The sequence below is a fragment of the Acinetobacter pseudolwoffii genome (assembly GCF_002803605.1).
Taxonomy (GTDB): domain Bacteria; phylum Pseudomonadota; class Gammaproteobacteria; order Pseudomonadales; family Moraxellaceae; genus Acinetobacter; species Acinetobacter pseudolwoffii.
The window spans coordinates 105349-123499 of sequence record NZ_PHRG01000005.1 but is presented as its reverse complement, the minus strand read 5'-3'; the positions used below and the strand labels follow the sequence as shown (position 1 = coordinate 123499).

At 44.8% G+C, this 18151-nt stretch carries 14 protein-coding genes; 4 read left to right on the top strand and 10 right to left on the bottom strand.

Annotated elements, in window-relative coordinates; translation table 11 throughout:
- The first annotated feature begins 367 nt into the window (after window positions 1-367).
- The gene (locus CWI32_RS11000) at window positions 368-2038 is read left to right on the top strand and encodes an FMN-binding glutamate synthase family protein (RefSeq protein WP_005097253.1); all 1671 of its coding nucleotides are present in this window, start codon (window positions 368-370) and stop codon (window positions 2036-2038) included.
- Window positions 2039-2101: 63 nt separating this feature from the next.
- Here CWI32_RS11000 and CWI32_RS10995 read toward each other — a convergent pair whose 3' ends face one another.
- The 4 genes from CWI32_RS10995 to CWI32_RS10980 are packed head-to-tail and all read right to left on the bottom strand — an operon-like array spanning window position 2102 to window position 5836.
- Complete coding sequence (locus CWI32_RS10995) at window positions 2102-3145, bottom strand: alpha/beta hydrolase (RefSeq protein ID WP_100535295.1); 1044 nt, start codon at window positions 3143-3145, stop codon at window positions 2102-2104.
- Window positions 3145-4284 carry a YdcF family protein gene (locus tag CWI32_RS10990; RefSeq protein ID WP_100535329.1) on the bottom strand — a complete coding sequence of 380 codons (1140 nt, stop codon included), beginning with the start codon at window positions 4282-4284 and terminating at the stop codon, window positions 3145-3147. The genes CWI32_RS10995 and CWI32_RS10990 overlap by 1 nt, the downstream gene beginning before the upstream one ends.
- A gap of 1 nt (window position 4285) precedes the next feature.
- Complete coding sequence (gene murB / locus CWI32_RS10985) at window positions 4286-5326, bottom strand: UDP-N-acetylmuramate dehydrogenase (protein ID WP_100535294.1); 1041 nt, start codon at window positions 5324-5326, stop codon at window positions 4286-4288.
- A gap of 3 nt (window positions 5327-5329) precedes the next feature.
- Window positions 5330-5836, bottom strand: coding sequence for a low molecular weight protein-tyrosine-phosphatase (locus tag CWI32_RS10980; RefSeq protein ID WP_005170478.1), 507 nt, complete (start codon window positions 5834-5836; stop codon window positions 5330-5332).
- A 120-nt stretch (window positions 5837-5956) separates the two neighbouring features.
- Between CWI32_RS10980 and CWI32_RS10975 the strand changes: the two genes are divergently transcribed.
- Entirely contained in the window at window positions 5957-7117 is a 1161-nt protein-coding gene (locus CWI32_RS10975) for an iron-containing alcohol dehydrogenase (RefSeq protein WP_005170476.1), read from the top strand.
- 44 nt (window positions 7118-7161) lie between these two features.
- Window positions 7162-7596 (top strand): acyl-CoA thioesterase, encoded by a 435-nt coding sequence (locus CWI32_RS10970; RefSeq protein ID WP_005170474.1) that lies wholly within the window; start codon window positions 7162-7164, stop codon window positions 7594-7596.
- A gap of 8 nt (window positions 7597-7604) precedes the next feature.
- Here the strand turns inward: CWI32_RS10970 and dnaX are convergent, their stop codons facing one another.
- From dnaX to CWI32_RS10945, 5 genes are all read right to left on the bottom strand, one after another.
- Entirely contained in the window at window positions 7605-9722 is a 2118-nt protein-coding gene (gene dnaX, locus CWI32_RS10965) for a DNA polymerase III subunit gamma/tau (protein ID WP_100535293.1), read from the bottom strand.
- A gap of 133 nt (window positions 9723-9855) precedes the next feature.
- Complete coding sequence (locus CWI32_RS10960) at window positions 9856-10299, bottom strand: copper resistance protein NlpE N-terminal domain-containing protein (RefSeq protein WP_034608473.1); 444 nt, start codon at window positions 10297-10299, stop codon at window positions 9856-9858.
- Between the two features lie 78 nt (window positions 10300-10377).
- Window positions 10378-11631 carry a serine hydrolase domain-containing protein gene (locus tag CWI32_RS10955; RefSeq protein ID WP_005097266.1) on the bottom strand — a complete coding sequence of 418 codons (1254 nt, stop codon included), beginning with the start codon at window positions 11629-11631 and terminating at the stop codon, window positions 10378-10380.
- 71 nt (window positions 11632-11702) lie between these two features.
- Complete coding sequence (locus tag CWI32_RS10950; RefSeq protein WP_100535292.1) at window positions 11703-12557, bottom strand: MaoC family dehydratase; 855 nt, start codon at window positions 12555-12557, stop codon at window positions 11703-11705.
- A 148-nt stretch (window positions 12558-12705) separates the two neighbouring features.
- On the bottom strand, window positions 12706-14097 hold the full coding sequence (locus CWI32_RS10945) for a 3-oxoacyl-ACP reductase (RefSeq protein WP_005097268.1): 1392 nt from the start codon (window positions 14095-14097) through the stop codon (window positions 12706-12708).
- Window positions 14098-14337: 240 nt separating this feature from the next.
- Here CWI32_RS10945 and CWI32_RS10940 point away from each other — a divergent pair, with 240 nt between their 5' ends.
- Window positions 14338-15855, top strand: coding sequence for an acetyl-CoA C-acetyltransferase (locus CWI32_RS10940; RefSeq protein ID WP_100535291.1), 1518 nt, complete (start codon window positions 14338-14340; stop codon window positions 15853-15855).
- Between the two features lie 57 nt (window positions 15856-15912).
- Here CWI32_RS10940 and CWI32_RS10935 read toward each other — a convergent pair whose 3' ends face one another.
- Complete coding sequence (locus CWI32_RS10935) at window positions 15913-18108, bottom strand: beta-propeller fold lactonase family protein (protein ID WP_100535290.1); 2196 nt, start codon at window positions 18106-18108, stop codon at window positions 15913-15915.
- Between the last annotated feature and the right edge of the window lie 43 nt (window positions 18109-18151).

Below are 18151 nucleotides of genomic sequence, written 5' to 3'. Positions count from 1 at the left end.
TACCCCGAAATGCAGATTGGATGAAACCTCAATATTTAAATAGAACTGAGACATGAGCAAGCCAGTTCGGCATTATTAAAGCGAATGGATTTTTTTGTCATGGTTTATAACTCCTGTATGGGTGATAAATCGACTATAAAAGCATTCACTCTGCCTGTGAAATAAATAGAATATATGTGCTTTGCATATTTTTTCTATAGGAATTTTTCCGCAAAATTTATCTGCAATTGCTACTGATTGCTTGCCTGTCTGGGTATGATTTTTGGCAAGTTTATAAAATTGAATAACAATTCTATGCTTGCATAAGATACCTGGCTCTGCACATCATAAAGCCCTATAGAAGTAGAAATAGGGACTTAATTTTACAATGGCTAACCCTGCTCAATTAGTACGGCACAAGCTGCTCAATACTTTCTTTTCTCGCCATTCAGTCTGGTTTGCCTGCATTCTGATTGCAGTGATTTTTACCACATTCCATATCGGTTATTCGCCGCGTTATATCTATTATTTTATGCCGCAAACTTTGGTGAATACCCTGTGGATTCTGAGTATACTCCTGAGCCTGTTGGGTTTGTATGATGTACTGCAAAACAAGCATTCTATTCTGAAAAACTACCCCATCATGGGACATTTCCGCTTTATCTTCGAAGAATTTCGTCCGGAGATTCGTCAATATTTTATTGAAGCCGACCGCGATGCACTGCCCTTTTCCCGTATGCAACGTAGTCTGGTGTACCAGCGGGCGAAAAATGAAAATTCAGATAAACCTTTCGGTTCAATTCTCAATGTCTATGAAGACAATTATAGATTTGTCAGTCACTCTTTGACGCCATGTAAGGTGGCCGATCCACAAACTTTCCGTATCCTGATCGGCAATGAGCAATGTACACAGCCCTTCTCTGCTTCCATTTTAAATATTTCAGCCATGAGCTTTGGCAGTATGAGTGCCAATGCAATCCGTGCGCTGAATCTCGGCGCTCAAAAAGGTGATTTTTTCCATGATACCGGTGAAGGCAGTATCAGCCCCTATCATCTTGAATATGGGGGCGATCTGGTCTGGGAAATTGGCAGTGGTTATTTTGGCTGCCGTACCTTAGATGGACAGTTTGATCCGGAACGCTTTGCGGCACAAGCCAAATTACCGCAAGTAAAAATGATTGAAATCAAGTTATCACAAGGGGCTAAACCCGGACATGGCGGTATTTTACCTAAAAGCAAGATCTCGGAAGAAATTGCCCAAATCCGGGGCATCAGCCGTGAACATGATTGCGTATCACCCTCTAGTCATCCCGCCTTTAGCACCCCGATTGAAATGATGAATTTCATCCAACGATTACGTGAACTTTCCAACGGAAAACCGGTCGGATTCAAGCTATGTCTGGGGCAGCCCTGGCAGTTTATGAGTATGGTCAAAGCCATGCTGCACACCCAGATTTATCCCGATTTCATCGTCGTCGATGGCTCTGAAGGTGGAACGGGCGCTGCACCCATTGAGTTAATCGACTTTGTCGGTGCACCCCTAAGAGAAGGTTTACTATTTGTGCATAATACCCTTGTTGGTGCAGGTTTAAGAGATAAAATCAAAATTGGTGCAAGTGGTAAAATTATTAGTGCATTTGATATTGCCAGCACGCTCGCGATTGGGGCAGATTGGGTGAATTCGGCACGTGGTTTTATGTTTGCCGTCGGCTGTATTCAGGCTCAAAGCTGTCATACCAACCAGTGTCCTGTCGGTGTCACCACACAGGATAAAGATCGTCAAAAGGCCTTACATGTGCCCACCAAAGCAGAGCGCGTATTTCATTATCATAAAAACACCTTACACGCCTTGTCTGAACTGATTGCTTCTGCAGGCCTGAAACACCCTTCGGCGATTAAGGCACATCACTTGGCACAACGTGTGAATAATCACGAAATAAAGAACTTTGCGCAGATTCATTTTTGGTTGAAAGAGGGAGAATTATTATCCTGTGAAAATAAGGATGAGGAGAACTTCTACTTCCGGATGTGGAACCTGGCTAAACTGGATAAATTTTAACTCAATACAGTTAAATTAGAAAAGGCGTTTAATCAAACGCCTTTTTTCACATTGAATTGTAGATCAATAATAGGTTTTACTGCCCCGTGCATGTAGAAAGGCAGGAATCAAGCCGGTCAATGCAGCACGAATATCCGCGCGTTCATTGATCAGTTGATGCGAACCTTCTTCCAGCATCAGTAAGGTCTGGAGACGGAATTTACGTCGGATAAATTCGATATTATAGCGCCAGTCTACGGTCTGATCCTGTGCACCCTGTGCCAGCCAGACCGGAATACGACAGGCCGGACGCGCTTCCATTTCCAGCATCCAGCGCGACATCGCCAGAATCCAGTCCATACCCATCATCCGCGGCTGTAACGGATCTTTAAGCCGGATAAAACGCAGAAACTCCGGATTATGGTTATTGCGTCTGAAATGCCGGGGAACTTCACGCTTGATCCGGCTAATAATGCCCAGCCCGACCGAGTTATGCCACCAGGCTGTTTTCGCAGGACGAATCAGCGGCGATAACAGCAAAACCCGTTCTACAAAAGGATTTTCGCGGCGCTGTGCAAATTCGAGTAAGTGATGCATCCAGATTGCACCACCGGTACTCTGTCCAATGCCGACCCAAGGTTTGGGCAATTGCGCGGCATGTTGTACATAGCGATGTACGGCATGCAAAACCTGCTGATAATGATCAAAATTCTGAATGCTGGCAGGTGAACCATCACTCAGACCATGTCCGGGCAGGTCATAGGTCAATACACTAAAACCTTGCTCCAGCAGCTCTTTGACAATCGGCTGATAAATCCCGCTATGTTCCAGATAACCATGCAGCAAGAAAGCAGTGCCCTGAATCTTGTCAAAGCGGGTATTTTCCAGGTTTGGTTCAAATACCTGTACATGTAATTTAAACAATGGCATCTGTACGTAGCCTTGCCAGTGTTTGCAGTCCAATAAATCAAAGCCATACAGCTTGCGATAGGATTGCAGATCAATTGGCGGCTCATCACTACGATTCAGGTTTAACGGCGGCAAGAGTTGTGGCGTTATATCCCGGCTTGGGATGGGTAAATCAAGTTGCTTCAGGATCGTGGGATTTAAAAATGGGATATCAGACATTATGGCACCTCCCGACAGTCACTAGATCCAAACCACATATCGCGCATGGTCGCCAACATTTCATAATTGGCACGACGACTATGATCATAATTTTGCGCACTTGGACGCCATCGTGTCAAAGGCTTCGGCATCGGTGCCTCTACCGGAATGGTTTGTATGCCATTTAAAGCAAATAAACGGCGGGTCCGTGGCATATGATAACGATCCGTAATCAGAATCACAGTCGGTGCTCCACCTTTCTTTTGTAATAATAATGAACTGAAACGGGTATTTTCACAGGTATTCATGCTGCGATCTTCCAGCAATTTGGCATCAACATCGTGGTTTTTCAACCAGCGCTGCATATACGGCGCTTCTACACCACTCAGCACAATCGGTAACTGATAATGTTTTTCTACCGCCAGCGTGGTTTCCAGACGTAAACGCGTATAGTGATTGACCACAATCTCTTCACCCTTTTCATCTAGCGTTAAACCGCCACCCAACACCACAATGGCATAAGGCTGGGAGCTATTCGCCGGTTTCACTTGTTGCTGATCTTGTAGTAAAGCCAGGTCCTGCTGAATTTCCTCTTCAGCGGTTTCTTGTACCGAGCTAGCCTCTTCTTGTTCTATAGGATGCGTACTCAGGAACTCAATATATTGTTCAATACGTTCTTTGTTTTCATTGCTGTCCCAGTCCAGCAACTTCCGAACATTTGCAGTCGGATCAACCGGCTCTGTCGGTACTTGTGAATATAATAATGGAACTTGAGCAGGCGGACTTTGCTCTGCCTTTTGACTTTGCTGCTCACGCTGATGTTCTTCAATGACCTGTTGCAGCGCTTTATAACGTGCCTGAATCAGAATCAGGTTGGCAGAATTGTTTTGTTGGATATCCTTTTCCATGACCTTTAAATATGCCTGACGGGCAATCCATAAATCGGAGCCAGGTTCCAGATTTTCATGCTCGCTCAATGCTGCCATTTTCTGGCTTTGCGCTGCTACTTCATTAAGTTCTAAAGATACAAACTGGTTTAAGCCCTTGACGATCATTTGCGAGTAAAAAGGGGTATAAACCAACACCAGTAGACAGCCGAATAGTACAAACAGTCCAGTGACCACTTGTAGCAAACGTACCATCCAATGGGTTTTATTCATATCATTTTTCATCCTGATGAGAACGGATCAATCCATTTTGGTCAAACAATACAGGTTCTGGTTCCAGCAGCAGCTTGAATTTTTCCCAGACCGACTGCTGTACTGCACGATAAGTTTTACGCACATCGGTAAGAGAGGCCTGACCATAATTCACCAAGACCAGCGCCTGTTTATGAAACATGCCGACAGACCCCAACTGTTTGCCCTTCCAGCCAGCCTGATCAATCAGCCAGCCCGCTGCCAGTTTAACTTGAGTATTGGCTTGCTGGTAATGGGGTAAATTCGGGAAAGATGCCGCAATCTGGTCAAAGACCGGCTGATCTACCAGCGGATTTTTAAAAAAACTCCCCACATTGGGAAATTCTTGCGGATCAGGTAATTTGCTTTGACGGATCTGAATCACTTGCTGTTGCAGGTTTTCTGCTGTAAGCGTATCACCGACGGCTGTCTTTAAGTCACCGTAATTCAGTTTCAAATCTGGCTGTTTCAGTAATTTAAAAGTCACATGGGTAATCACATAACGGTTTGGCTCATCTTTAAAAATACTATGTCGATAGGCAAACTGGCAATCTGCTGCGCTAATCGAGCCAAACTGTTTGAGCTGACGATCATAGACTGCAACCGAATCGATAAACTCGCCAACTTCGACGCCATAGGCGCCAATATTCTGTACCGGCGATGCACCAACACGCCCAGGAATCAGGGCCAGATTTTGTAAACCATACAGACCTTGTGCTGTAGTCCAGAGCACGAAGTCATGCCAGCCCTGCCCGCCGCCCACGCGTAAACGTTGCGACTGATCATCGCCATCCAGCATCTCAATGCCCTGAATATCGATATGCAAAACCAGTGCGTGAATCTGTTCAGGCAACAACATATTGCTGCCACCTGACAGAATCAGCACATTTAACTGTTGCTGTTCAGCAAAATCCAGTGCCACCAGCAGATCATCGGTCGATTGAATATGGGCATAGTGTGAAGCAACGGCTTCTAAATTTAGGGTATTAAAGGGTTTAAGTTGAACCTGAGTTTGAATCTGCATTGCTTAAACCTTGTGTACATTCTGTTTGAAAATTTCAACCCATGCCTGACTGCTGGACTCACACTGATCGAGCACCCGTTCAAAACCATCCGCTTCGCCATAATAAGGATCGGGCAAGGCCTGTTGTGGATAATCCTGATCATGCTCACTCATCAATGCAACGCGTGCACGTAAATGACCGAACTCAGTTTCGGCTAGACGCTGTATATTCTGGATATTAGATAGGTTTTCCAGATCCATTGCCAGAATCAGATCATAATCAATAAAATCATGCGTGGTCAGCTGACGTGCGCGAAGCGTTGACAAATCATAGCCACGTTTCAGTGCATGCTGCTGGCTACGCAGGTCTGGGGCCTTGCCCGGATGATAATTACTGGTTCCAGCAGAATCGACCACAATATTCAGTTGCTGTTCATCACAATAATGTCTGAGTACCACCTCTGCCGTGGGAGAGCGGCAAATATTTCCCAAACAAACACATAACACCTTGTATGGCGTTCTGGATGACATAAACAACCTCAGAGCTACTTTATTTTAAGGATTCTTATGTTAAGTTATTTATATACTGATTCCTATCTCACAACCATAGAATAATCTCGTATTTGCAATAAAAAAATCAAGGATATCGCCATGAATCGTTTTCAGTTTCAAACCGTCCCCAATATCATTGCCGGACTAGGCACGATTCAGGAATTATTTAAAATTCTAAAAAATGGCCGTTATCAACGTCTTCTACTGGTGACTGACCCGGGTATGCTGAAGCAGCAATTACATCTGCCGATTCTGGATATTATTGAATCTGCCGGTCTGGATTATGTGATTTACTCAGATGTTCAGGCTGACCCGCCCGATAACGTAGTGCTTGAAGCAGCAGCTTTTGCAAAGCAGGAAAAGATTGATGTGGTGCTAGGCTTTGGTGGTGGCAGCTCGATGGATGTGGCCAAGCTGATTGCGATTTTGGCGCATCCTGAGCAGCATCAGACGCTTTCCGATCTGTATGGCGTCGATAATGCCACCGGGCCACGTTTAGCTCTAATTCTGGTTCCCACCACAGCCGGAACGGGCTCCGAAGTCACACCAATTTCGATTGTTACTACAGGTGAAACCACCAAAAGCGGCATTGTCGCGCCTATTCTCTATGCCGATATTGCTATTCTGGATGCGACTTTCACTCGGAATTTGCCGGCACAGATTACCGCTGCCACCGGAATCGATGCCATGGTACATGCCATTGAAGCCTATACCTCAAAACACAAGAAAAATCCTTATTCGGATATGCTGGCCAAACAGGCTTTAAGATTATTGAATGCCAATTTGCAACGTGTTCTGCAAGATGGTCATGATCTAGATGCCCGTCAAAATATGCTGGTCGGTTCCATGCTGGCCGGACAAGCCTTTGCCAACGCACCGGTTGCCGCCGTGCATGCGCTGGCTTATCCACTCGGTGGGCATTTTCATCTGTCGCATGGACATAGCAATGCTTTGGTGCTGACCGAAGTCTTAAAATTTAATGCACCTGTAGCCAAACAGCTCTATGCCGAATTGATGACCTGGTTAGATCCCCACAGTAAAGGTTGTCATGATGGACTGACCGATCTGTTTATTGATCATTTTAATAATCATCTGATACAGAGCGGCTTAACCTTAAAATTAAAGCAGTTAAATGTACCAGAACAGATGTTGATGGTTATGGCAGAAGATGCCATGCAACAAAGCCGGCTGTTGCAGAACAATCCACGCGAACTCAAGTTGGATGACGCTTACCAGATTTACCAGGCGATTTATGCCTAAATCTATTTCCACACTAAGCCTTGTCTAGCTGAGAGCGAATCCTGATGAAAGCCACGATCAAACAACGCGAACACTATGCCTTTTTCTTGCCCATTCAGACCCGCTGGGCAGACAATGACCTGTATGGCCACGTCAACAATGTGACTTATTACAGTTATTTTGACACCGCAGCCAATGCCCTGCTGATTCAGGAAGCGGCCTTTGATCCGAAATACTCTCCGATGATTGGGCTGGTGGTCAGCTCCAACTGCCAGTTTAATCAGGAACTGTCTTATCCGGAAATTATTGAAGTGGGCGTGGCCATTGAAAGCATGGGAAATTCATCACTGAGCTACGATCTGGCCATTTTTAAACGCAATTCGGATACAGCTGCAGCTCAGGGTAATTTTGTTCATGTATTTGTCGATCGTGAGACACGAAAAAGCACCCCGATTTCAGCCGAAATGCGGGATGCCTTATCTCGATTTGTTGTGCCTTAAAATCCAGTCTATTTCAGCTGAATATTTTGCAGTTCGCCATCGAACTCTTGCAACAGATCGCGTACCACAGGTTCAGCCTGTAACAGCTCTTCGGCGCGTTTGAAAGCACGTGTCTTACGCTGATGCTGCATGGTATAGGGTGTTAGCTGGTCCAAACTTTCAAATTTCACCTGGAAATGAGTTTGCGGCCACTGCTGTTGTAAAGCAGCTTCCAGAGTATGTTGCAGTTGTGTCAAAAGTTGCTGGTATTGCTCAGGGATATGAAAAACGGATTGGCCATTAATCTGTCCGCTCATGACACCATACTGTGCCAGTTCCTGCACTGCTGGAGAAAGCTGGCTGTTACGGAACCAGTATTCCCATTTTTCGACGCTCCACTCACCCTCTAACATTTGCTCAGGGATTTTTAAAATATCCTGTGGCATCAGATTCTGCGTATTTAAATCTTGGGAAATGTCATCCGGTAGCGCAATCTGAATCGGAGCGACTTCTTCAATCACAGGCTGAGCAATCGTTTCCTGTGAAAGTTCCAATTCCGGTGAGGCAAGACTAAATTCCTCATCAGCAGATATTTCTTGTGCTGCTTCGACATGAGTAACAGCATCTACAGGAATAAACTCTTCAAGCAGGAAATCATCCGAGCTGCTGCTTGTCGCCGGTGCTTCTACGCTACTCTCGATTTCATCAAAACCAAACAGGCCTTTGTCGTCATTTGGATCAAAAACGATCTGATCACTAGACTGTACTTCCTCAATCGCTGTCTGAATTACTCCCTGTTGAACAGGCTCAGGTGCATGATCATTAGTGGACTTTTCTTCATGGAGAAAATCATCTGAAGATGGTTCAGGCATTGATGGCGTATAAGCTTCCTCATCCGTCTCATCGTCCAGAGAGAAATCATCAAACACTGGTTCCGCTTCAAATGTTTTTGCTGTGACTGTTTCAGACTGCAATTGTGTCTGAACGGGCTGTTGTAGACGTGTAGGAGAAGCTGCTATTGGTTGAGTTGCGGCTTCATGAACGACTGGAACCTCGCTTGGCTGTAAGGGTCGGAATGCCAATAAGCGTAGCACCGTCATCTCAAAACCTTGTTCCTGAGTCACAGCCAACTGTAAATCAGCGCGTCCCTTACAAGCAACTTGATAATACAGTTGTAAATCCTGAGCCGAAATCAGACCGGATAATTGCATGATCTTTTGATTGATTTCAGCACTATATTTCAGACTTAAATCAGGCAGATATTGTAATAAAGCCAGTTCATGCAAAGTCGAAATTAACTGATCTAAAACCAGTGACACATCCAAAGCCTGCTGACGGAATTGCAGCAACAACTGACTGACCTGTGCTTTCTGGTTCTGGTGAATCGCCAGAATCAGATCATAAATAATGGTCCGGTCAATCAAGCCCAGCATGTCTTTGACATCCTGATGCTGAATCGCACCCTGACCATAGGCAATCGCCTGATCGGTCAGAGACAAGGCATCACGCAAAGAACCTTGAGCAGATTCGGCAATTTGCCAGATGGCATCCTGATCCGACTGAATACTTTCTTGGCCTAAAATCTGGGCCAGATGCTCGGTAATTTCATCAACAGCCAATGGGCGCAAAGTAAACTGCAAACAGCGTGAAATTACGGTAATTGGCAGCTTTTGTGGGTCGGTCGTAGCAAACAGGAACTTGACGTGCGCAGGTGGCTCTTCCAGAGTCTTTAATAAAGCATTGAAAGAATGCGTGGACAGCATGTGCACTTCATCAATCAGGTAAACTTTAAAACGACCTTGAGTCGGTGCATAAGGCACATTGTCGAGCAGCTCGCGAGTATCTTCAACCTTGGTGCGTGAGGCCGCATCGATTTCGATCAAATCGATAAAGCGTCCTTCGTTGACGGCGCTACAAGTCGCACAGACTTCACACGGTGTCGAGGTGATACCGGTCTCACAGTTCAAGCACTTCGCCAAAATACGTGCAATCGTGGTTTTTCCGACACCACGCGTTCCTGTAAACAAATAGGCATGGTGCAAACGGCCACGTTCGAGCGCGCTGGTTAAAGCACGTGAAACATGGTTTTGCCCCACCAATTCATTAAAATTACGAGGACGGTATTTTCGCGCAAGTACTTGATACATGTATGCTCCTTTTTACAGGTCTAAGCATACTGTTTTTTTAGTAAATAGTGAAATGAATGCCGGTTTATAAACAATAAAAATCCCTTGATCAAAATCATTGAAAAAGGGATATAAAACATATATTTTCTTAAAATCAGACCGATTCAAACAGGATAAAGTCACTTTGCATCTGGTAGCGTTTGCCTGTTTGATCTTCACGAATTTCCAGAACCTGCTTTTTCAGATCCACATAAACCAGATTGCGGGTATCGACATTCAGCAGTTCAATCTTTTGTTGCGTATCATCCTGAAAACGAATCGGCCCAGTAATGGTTTCAATCGGGTTATGCCCACTCAAGCTTTCACGTGATAACGTAAAAGTCCGATCATCATGCAAGCTCAAAGCAACAGCCATACCCGGACAATCGTCACAACTTGAAAAACATCCCATACAGGGTGTGGTGCCCTGATAATTCCCGACCCAGGCAGGAATCTGAGCTTTAGCCTCAATAGCAGTATTTGCCGTCGATTGGTTTTGATCCTGGCAGCCAAACAAGGCACTGCTTGCGACCAGAGGAATCATCAGCACTTTTTTCATCACTTCATACCACAGACTGGGAGTCACGCCAAAATAACATATTTTAAGGACTTTACTAAACTCCCCAATCAGGGATATTTAGCGCCAACCTTTACGTCCAGTCAGGACGGCATCAGCACAGCGTAAGGTTTCCTGTGTCAAACCCCACAGACGATAATCTCCGGTCAATGAACCTGTCGGGAAATTATGGGTATAGGCAAAACTTAAATTGCGCTCAGGGTCACACCAGGCTCCCGAACCATTAAAGCCCATATGACCAAAACCTTGCGAAGCTTTACCTAAAGTAAGCACCCGATGATAACCCAATCGCCAGTGCATCGGCAAAGGCATGACTCGATCGCGTTTTTTGCATTGAATCTGACTGAGACGCTGAAAAACTTCAGGCGAGATCAATTGCTGTCCTTGCCATTCGCCGCGGTTGGCCAGCATGGCATAAATTTTTGCCAGACTCTCTGCGGTAAATACTCCATTGGCGGATGGAATGATTGCTTGCAGGCCTTGCTCACTAAAGAAACTGAAATTCCTCATTCCTTTGGGAATCATCGCATCCTGAAAATCCTGCGGATCTTGTCCACTCCAAATCAAAGCCCGCTCCATCAGATTCGGTTTTCTTGATCCTGTTTTTTTCGCAGGCTGCGATTGAGACTTGGCTGCTTTAGCTTTAAAAATCGGCAGTGCTACCCGAGCTAATTCATTGGTCGGCACACTGAAATAAGCACCATTCAACATCAAAGGCTGAACCAGATATGCCTGCATCAGTTCAGTTAAAGTTTTAGCTGTCGCTTTTTCTAATGCACCACCGACCTGCCAGCCAAAGGTCAGCGGTTGATAGGCCGCATCTGTTGCAACTTGAAAACGTGGTTCAGCCGCGGCAATTCGGTCTAGCATCTGCGGCCAGTCGGCCATTTCAGTGGCGTCGGCAATGATATTACGGATATCAAACAATCCGCTTTGATGACTCAGCATATGCGCCAGAGTAATATTTTCTTTACCGTTTTGCGCAAATTCAGGCCAATATTCTGCAACAGGCTGGTCATAATCAACCAGGCCCTGACTGGCCAGAATATGTGCCAGTGTCGCCAGCACACCTTTGCCCGTCGAATAACACAGCGACATGGTATCGGTTTGCCAAGCCTCAGATTCCGATTTTTTCCCGGTATAAATATCGACGACTTTTTGTCCCTGAAAATAGACAACAAGTGCCGCACCACCCTGCTCTGTGCGAGCATGCTGTAGGCGACTAAACTGACGGGCAAGGTCACGGAAATTTTCATTTACCGTTCCTTGGTAATGGGCTGTATCCGCAAATAAATAATCTTTGAGTGGCTGCATCATTCTATCCATAGAATATTGATTTCTTAAAAACAAAAAAGCCTAAATCAGGTTCAGGCTTTTATCGTACTTTAAATTGCGGTCACAGTTCCTGTGACATGCGGCTTCTGATTTTTGCTATTACGAATCAGGATTTCCGTATCATTAGCTGCTTTCGCGGTTAAGAATTGCACTTTGGAAGGCAGATATAAGGGCAGTTTAAACCAGACATCTGCTTCATAGGCATCGGGCAATGCCAGGCTGGACAAAGCTTTAGCCTTGGTCCACATACCATGCGCAATCGCCTGTTTAAATCCGAATGCCTTAGCCATTAGGGCATGAATATGAATCAGGTTAAAGTCGCCGGATGTCATGGCATAACGGCGACCCGTATTTTCTAGAATTTCCCATTCAGCATTCAGCTCATAATCGGGTGTCTTGTTTTCGACGATTTTGGCTGCAGCTTTGCCTTTACTCTTTTGACGGGACAGATAAGTGGTCAAGGCTTCCACCACCACTTCATCACCGACTTTTACTGTGGTGATGAAATCAAACTGTACACCTTTATCATGCGGCTGCAATTCACCAAACTTGCAAGACAATGTGAGAGATTCATTGACTCCGATTTTACGATACTGTTTGACCTGATTGCGGATATGCACCAGACCGAGAACCGGAAAAGGAAAAGCTTCAGCCGTCATCATATGCATTTGCAGGCTTTGTGAAAGAACTGTTAGATAAATGGCTGGAATATAGCCATTATTTTTAAAACCACAAACTTCATTATAGGCTTTCAGATGCTTTTGATCGACCTTGAATGAATCCACCACATATTCAACTTGCGGTAGAACTTTTTCAGCTTTTGGCTTTTTTAAAATCAAGCCCTGAATCACTTTTGGATAGGCTAAATAAGGTTTTGGAAGTTGACTAAAATGGCGAGTATTCATACTGAACCTTTGGAATATTTATCTTTATGACGTCCTTCTTTTTAAAAGAAGGAAGAATATCTTTTTAAATAAATCCCTCCCAACCTCCCTTTAACAAAGGGAGGAGTAGTCCCCTCTTTTGCAAAGAGGGATTTAGGGGGATTCTAAATTAAGCCCCTAACAGGCTCTGACCACACACACGCACCACATTGCCATTCAAACCTGAAGAGGCAGTCGAGGCAAACATCGCAATCGCTTCTGCCACATCAACAGGATGACCACCCTGACTCATGGAATTCATACGGCGTCCAGCTTCACGGATGGCAAATGGAATTGCTGCTGTCATTTGCGTTTCAATAAAACCCGGTGCCACAGCATTAATGGTTATACCATTTTTTAATGTCGGTGCTGTGAATTTCACCACACCAATCACACCTGCTTTAGAGGCTGCATAGTTGGTTTGACCCAGATTACCTGCAATACCTGAAATAGAAGATACACAGATAATACGGCCATTTGCATTTAGACCATCGTTGCAGAGCAAGTAATCATTGACGCGTTCAATTGCTGACAGGTTGATGTTAATGACCAGATCCCAAAGCTCAGGCTTCATATTGGCCAAAGTCTTGTCGCGGGTAATCCCGGCATTATGCACGATAATATCCAGACCACCCTGCGCCGCTGCCGCCTGTTTGATTTTCTCACCCGCATCGGCTGCAGTAATGTCAATCGCTAGTGTAGAGCCGCCAATTTCACCAGCGACACGATCCAGATCCGCCTGCTGTTGTGGGACATCCAGACAAATCACATGTGCGCCATCACGTGCCAGCACATGAGCAATCGCCTCACCAATACCACGGCTTGCTCCAGTTACTACTGCCGTTTTTCCTGCCAGTGGCTTACTCCAGTCCAAGTCTACTTGTGCTGCTGCCGATACACGAATAACCTGACCAGACACATAGGCAGAGCGTGGAGAAATTGCAAAACGTAGCACAGACTCAAGATTGGCTTCGGCACCTGCATCGACATAAATCAGGTTGGCTGCAATACCCTTTTTAAATTCTTTGCCCACAGATTTGACAAAACCTTCGAGCGCACGTTGTGCAATGGCCTGACTCACAGATTTTGCAGATTCAGGTGTTGTGCCGATCACGACCACACGACCAGAACTTTGAATCTGACGCGCAATCGGATTAAAGAATTCATAAAGTGATTTCAACTGCTCTGAATTTTCAATACCAGAAGCATCAAAAATAACCACTTTAAACTTGGATTCTTTATCGCCAGTATTAAATGCATTCAGGTTCAGACCCGATTTCGCCGCTGCCTGTTGCAGTTCCGCATTATTGCCTGCATAGCTATTGGCATGAATATTTGCCAGCACCTGAGCAATAGAACCGGTCAATACACTCGCAGGTGCAGCACCGAATAACACAGCGCCTTTTACCACTGGCGTTGCAGACTCGAAACGGTCTAGGGAAATTGGGGATGGCAGGCCCAGATTTTTAATGACAAATTTACCAATAGGAGACTTTGCGAAATTTTGGTACTGATCAGTCATGTTTATTATCTCTCATACAAATTAATTTTTGATCGATCTAAAGTTATCCTTTAACTTCAATATAATGCCAGATACTTATATTGCAATAGATCTACCAGATTCTACCCAATCATACTTGAGATATCTGGCAGATGACTTGACCTGAGCGCAGTCTGCAATGTCATTGTAGTCAATACAGCATATACTCATCTATGCTAATGTAAGCCACAAGAAGACGATCAATTTGCTTGGAAAAGCCTTATGAGCAAAACAACTCAAGAAAATCCAGCAGTCGAGAATTCCGCATCTCCAGCTGTGTCAAAATCATCAACGCGTGCTAAGCGTAGCACTAAAAACACGGATACAGCCGCTGCTGCAGCTAAAAGTCCGGCTAAAACTCCGCGTACCCGTCGTACAGCGAGCAGTAGCAGTCAGACGACATCAACTCAAACAGATTCAGTTTCAAAAACACAGCCTTCTGTTCAACAGGATAATAATATGAGCCAAAACACAGTTCGCCGCGTTGCTATTCTTGGTGGCAACCGTATTCCATTTGCACGTTCGAATGGTGCCTATTTTACTGCCTCTAACTCGGACATGCTGACCGCAGCATTAAATGGTCTGGTAGAGCGCTTTAATCTGCAAGGTCAACGTGTCGGTGAAGTGGTTGCAGGTGCTGTCCTGAAGCATAGCCGTGACTTTAACCTGACTCGTGAATGTGTTCTGGATACGGCACTGGCACCAGAAACCCCAGCTTATGATATCCAGCAGGCGTGTGGTACGGGTTTACAAGCTGCATTTTTAGTGGCAAACAAGATTGCACTGGGCCAAATTGAAGTAGGAATCGCCGGTGGTGTAGATACCACCTCTGATGCGCCCATTGCATTGGGTGACGGCTTGCGTAAAGCGCTGCTTGAATTGAACATTGCCAAAACTGCCAAAGACCGTTTAAAAGCCTTGACCAAAATTAATGTCAAAGAATTGATGGACGCACCTAAAAATGGTGAGCCACGTACTGGCTTGTCTATGGGTGATCATCAGGCGATTACCACACTGGAATGGGGTATTTCCCGTGAAGCGCAAGATGAACTTGCTGCATCTTCACACCAGAAAATGGCAGCAGCTTATGAAGAAGGTTTCTTTGATGATCTGATCACGCCATTCCTGGATTTAGAGCGTGACAATAACCTGCGTGCTGATTCTTCAGTCGAGAAACTAGCGAAGCTTAAACCTGCGTTTGGTAAGGGCGATGCGCGTACCATGACTGCGGGTAACTCTACCCCACTGACAGATGGTGCTTCTTGCGTTCTGCTAGCGTCTGAAGAATGGGCAAAAGCCAATGGTCATGAAGTTTTGGCTTATCTGACTTTTCAGGAAACTGCAGCAGTTGATTTCGTCGAGAAGAAAGAAGGTTTATTGATGGCACCTGCTTATGCTGTTCCTCGCATGCTGGAACGTGCGGGCCTAAAACTTCAGGACTTCGACTATTATGAAATTCATGAAGCATTTGCTTCTCAAGTGCTGTCTACTTTAAAGGCATGGGAAGATCCAGCATTCTGTAAAGAGCGTTTAGGTCTGGATGCGCCACTCGGTTCAATTGACCGTGCAAAACTGAACGTGAAAGGCTCATCACTTGCAGCCGGTCATCCCTTTGCAGCAACTGGTGGTCGTATTATTGCGACGGCAGCCAAACTGATTGCTCAAAAAGGTTCAGGTCGTGTACTGGTATCGATCTGTGCTGCCGGTGGTCAGGGTGTTACAGCGATTATTGAAAAATAAGCTGCTACCTTGATTCAAAAAAGCTCCTCGATTGAGGAGCTTTTTTATACCTTTTACCTACTGTATTGGCATTGGATTATTTTTAAAGTATTCGTCAATTTTATTCCAAGGTGCTGTTGATGCTACACCCCTCACAATGTTTTGATTAACCCCCTGGCACAGCGCTGCATCGGGAGTGAGGTGGAATGCGTTAACATTTGGATCCATATAAGGCAGTGAACCAGGACGGCGCTGGAAGTAGAAGTTCAACCAATCCACCATCGGCTCGAAGCCATGTGATGACATCGCCCATGCGCTATTATGTCCCCCCCAATGATGTCCGAATTCATGCGCAATAATACGAAAACCTGATAAACGATAGTGACCATAGAATAGCCAAGTATCGACACCCAGCACGGTACCGCCACCAAGACCACCACCCATATTGGTAATACCAAGATTAATCTCGTTACGATTTAAAATCTCTTTGTAGATACGAACATAGTCTTCAGGCATATAAATACCGTTTGGCCCATCGACTTGACCTGCATTACCAAAGAAATCATGGCCCATCACTGCTTTATGATTAAACCAGAGGTTTTCAAATTCAGGGGTACTGAGCATGTATGCTAAGTTCGTCATCATGATGACCCATTCACGCGCATAGACAGGCGTTACTCGACACCATTTGCCTGGTTCGTCATATTTACCAAAATAGATTTTCCATTTTGCCTGAATTTTATTGAGCTTTTTCACATGCTCGTCTGTTTCAGAAGTCACATGTAAATCGAAAATATCACTTGGTATCAGCGTGGTCTGACTTAAACCTGCCAACTGAATTGAACCACTGCCATCTGCAAGCGGGAAGCGGGATTGATCATTCAATTTAATATTAAATTTTGCAGTGGAAAATGGCGTAAGCTCATCTAAATCTGCAAGTATAACCCAATCATCTGAATGACGGATTTTGGCGCGAATTTGTAAATTTCGAACAGGAACAGCGCTATAACTTTTAAGCGTTAAAGCGTTGCTACTCAGCTCTGCCGATAAAATCCGATTCATATACACATGACGTTCAGCACTATTGGTCAGCGCCTCCCAAGATTCACCATCTTGCAATACAAGTGTTTGATTTTGTGCTTTAGATTCAGTCAACAATAATGCAGAACTCAGCTGTTTGGTCTTATTTTGCTGTAATGTGACCATTGGCAAGAGCTTAACCCTTTGATTAGACAAATGAATCAACTGTTGGCCATACACCGCAACATCAGCTGCTCTTTCGATATGACTGCTTTCAGCTTGCCCTTTCAGGATATATTTTTTGAATTGGTCGATATTGTGCTTTGGCAGAATTGATTTTAAGCCAAATTCCTGAGTAGGATATGTTGCTATCGAACCATCATTCCTTGCGGTATACACAGTACCGTCATCATGACGGTGTAAAAGGGTCGCAAGATTTGACTCTGTCAAAATAGGTGCAATGTGAGTGTCATTTTCACGAATTTGGTTAATGTCATGCACATAAGTTTTACCGTTTGGATGGCTGGTATACAGATGATCTCGCATGACTTCCATACGTGCATTACAGTTACGACCACAATCAGGAAGACTGAGCCGAGCAAACTTTTTCGCTTTTAAATGGTTCTGTGCAATAGCATCGCTTTGACGCCAGACATTAATACGACCTTCCATATCGGGGACATAGATATAGCGGTCATCTGCGGTAACAGCATTACTGTGAACTAAAGCATGGTTCACTGTATCGCCCCACCAAACGCCAGTTCCTAGCGCCATCACAAAGCTCGGTTGAGGCTGTGAAATATCTAGAATATCGACACGGTTAGAACCATAACTGGCCACATATAAGCGTTCTGCATGGATTTCGATATCTGCAAGACTGTCCCATTTTTTTGCTAAGCCTTCAATTTTTAATGGGTCAATTGCACTCAGCGCACGTTTTTGTTTTAAATCATAACGTAAAATTTTTGATTCTGATTGGCTATTGGCGATATACAATACATCATCAGTTCGTACCAGGGCTGTAGGATTCCATGTACTTAAACCGAAATCTTGAGCAGTAAGTTCCGAACCCACATCCAAGACTTTAAATTCTGAAATTTTGGTAAATTGAGCATTATTTCCTGTTGATGGATTAGAGCCAACCGTACCTGACCCAGGCTTAGATGCATGGCTGTCATTCTCACCACCACCGCCGCCACAAGCAGTCATGAGTAAGGCAATGCTTAAACTCAACAAGCTATATTTTAACTTCATAATTCCCCTTAGATGCAAATGCATAAAAACTTCTGCTCTTATA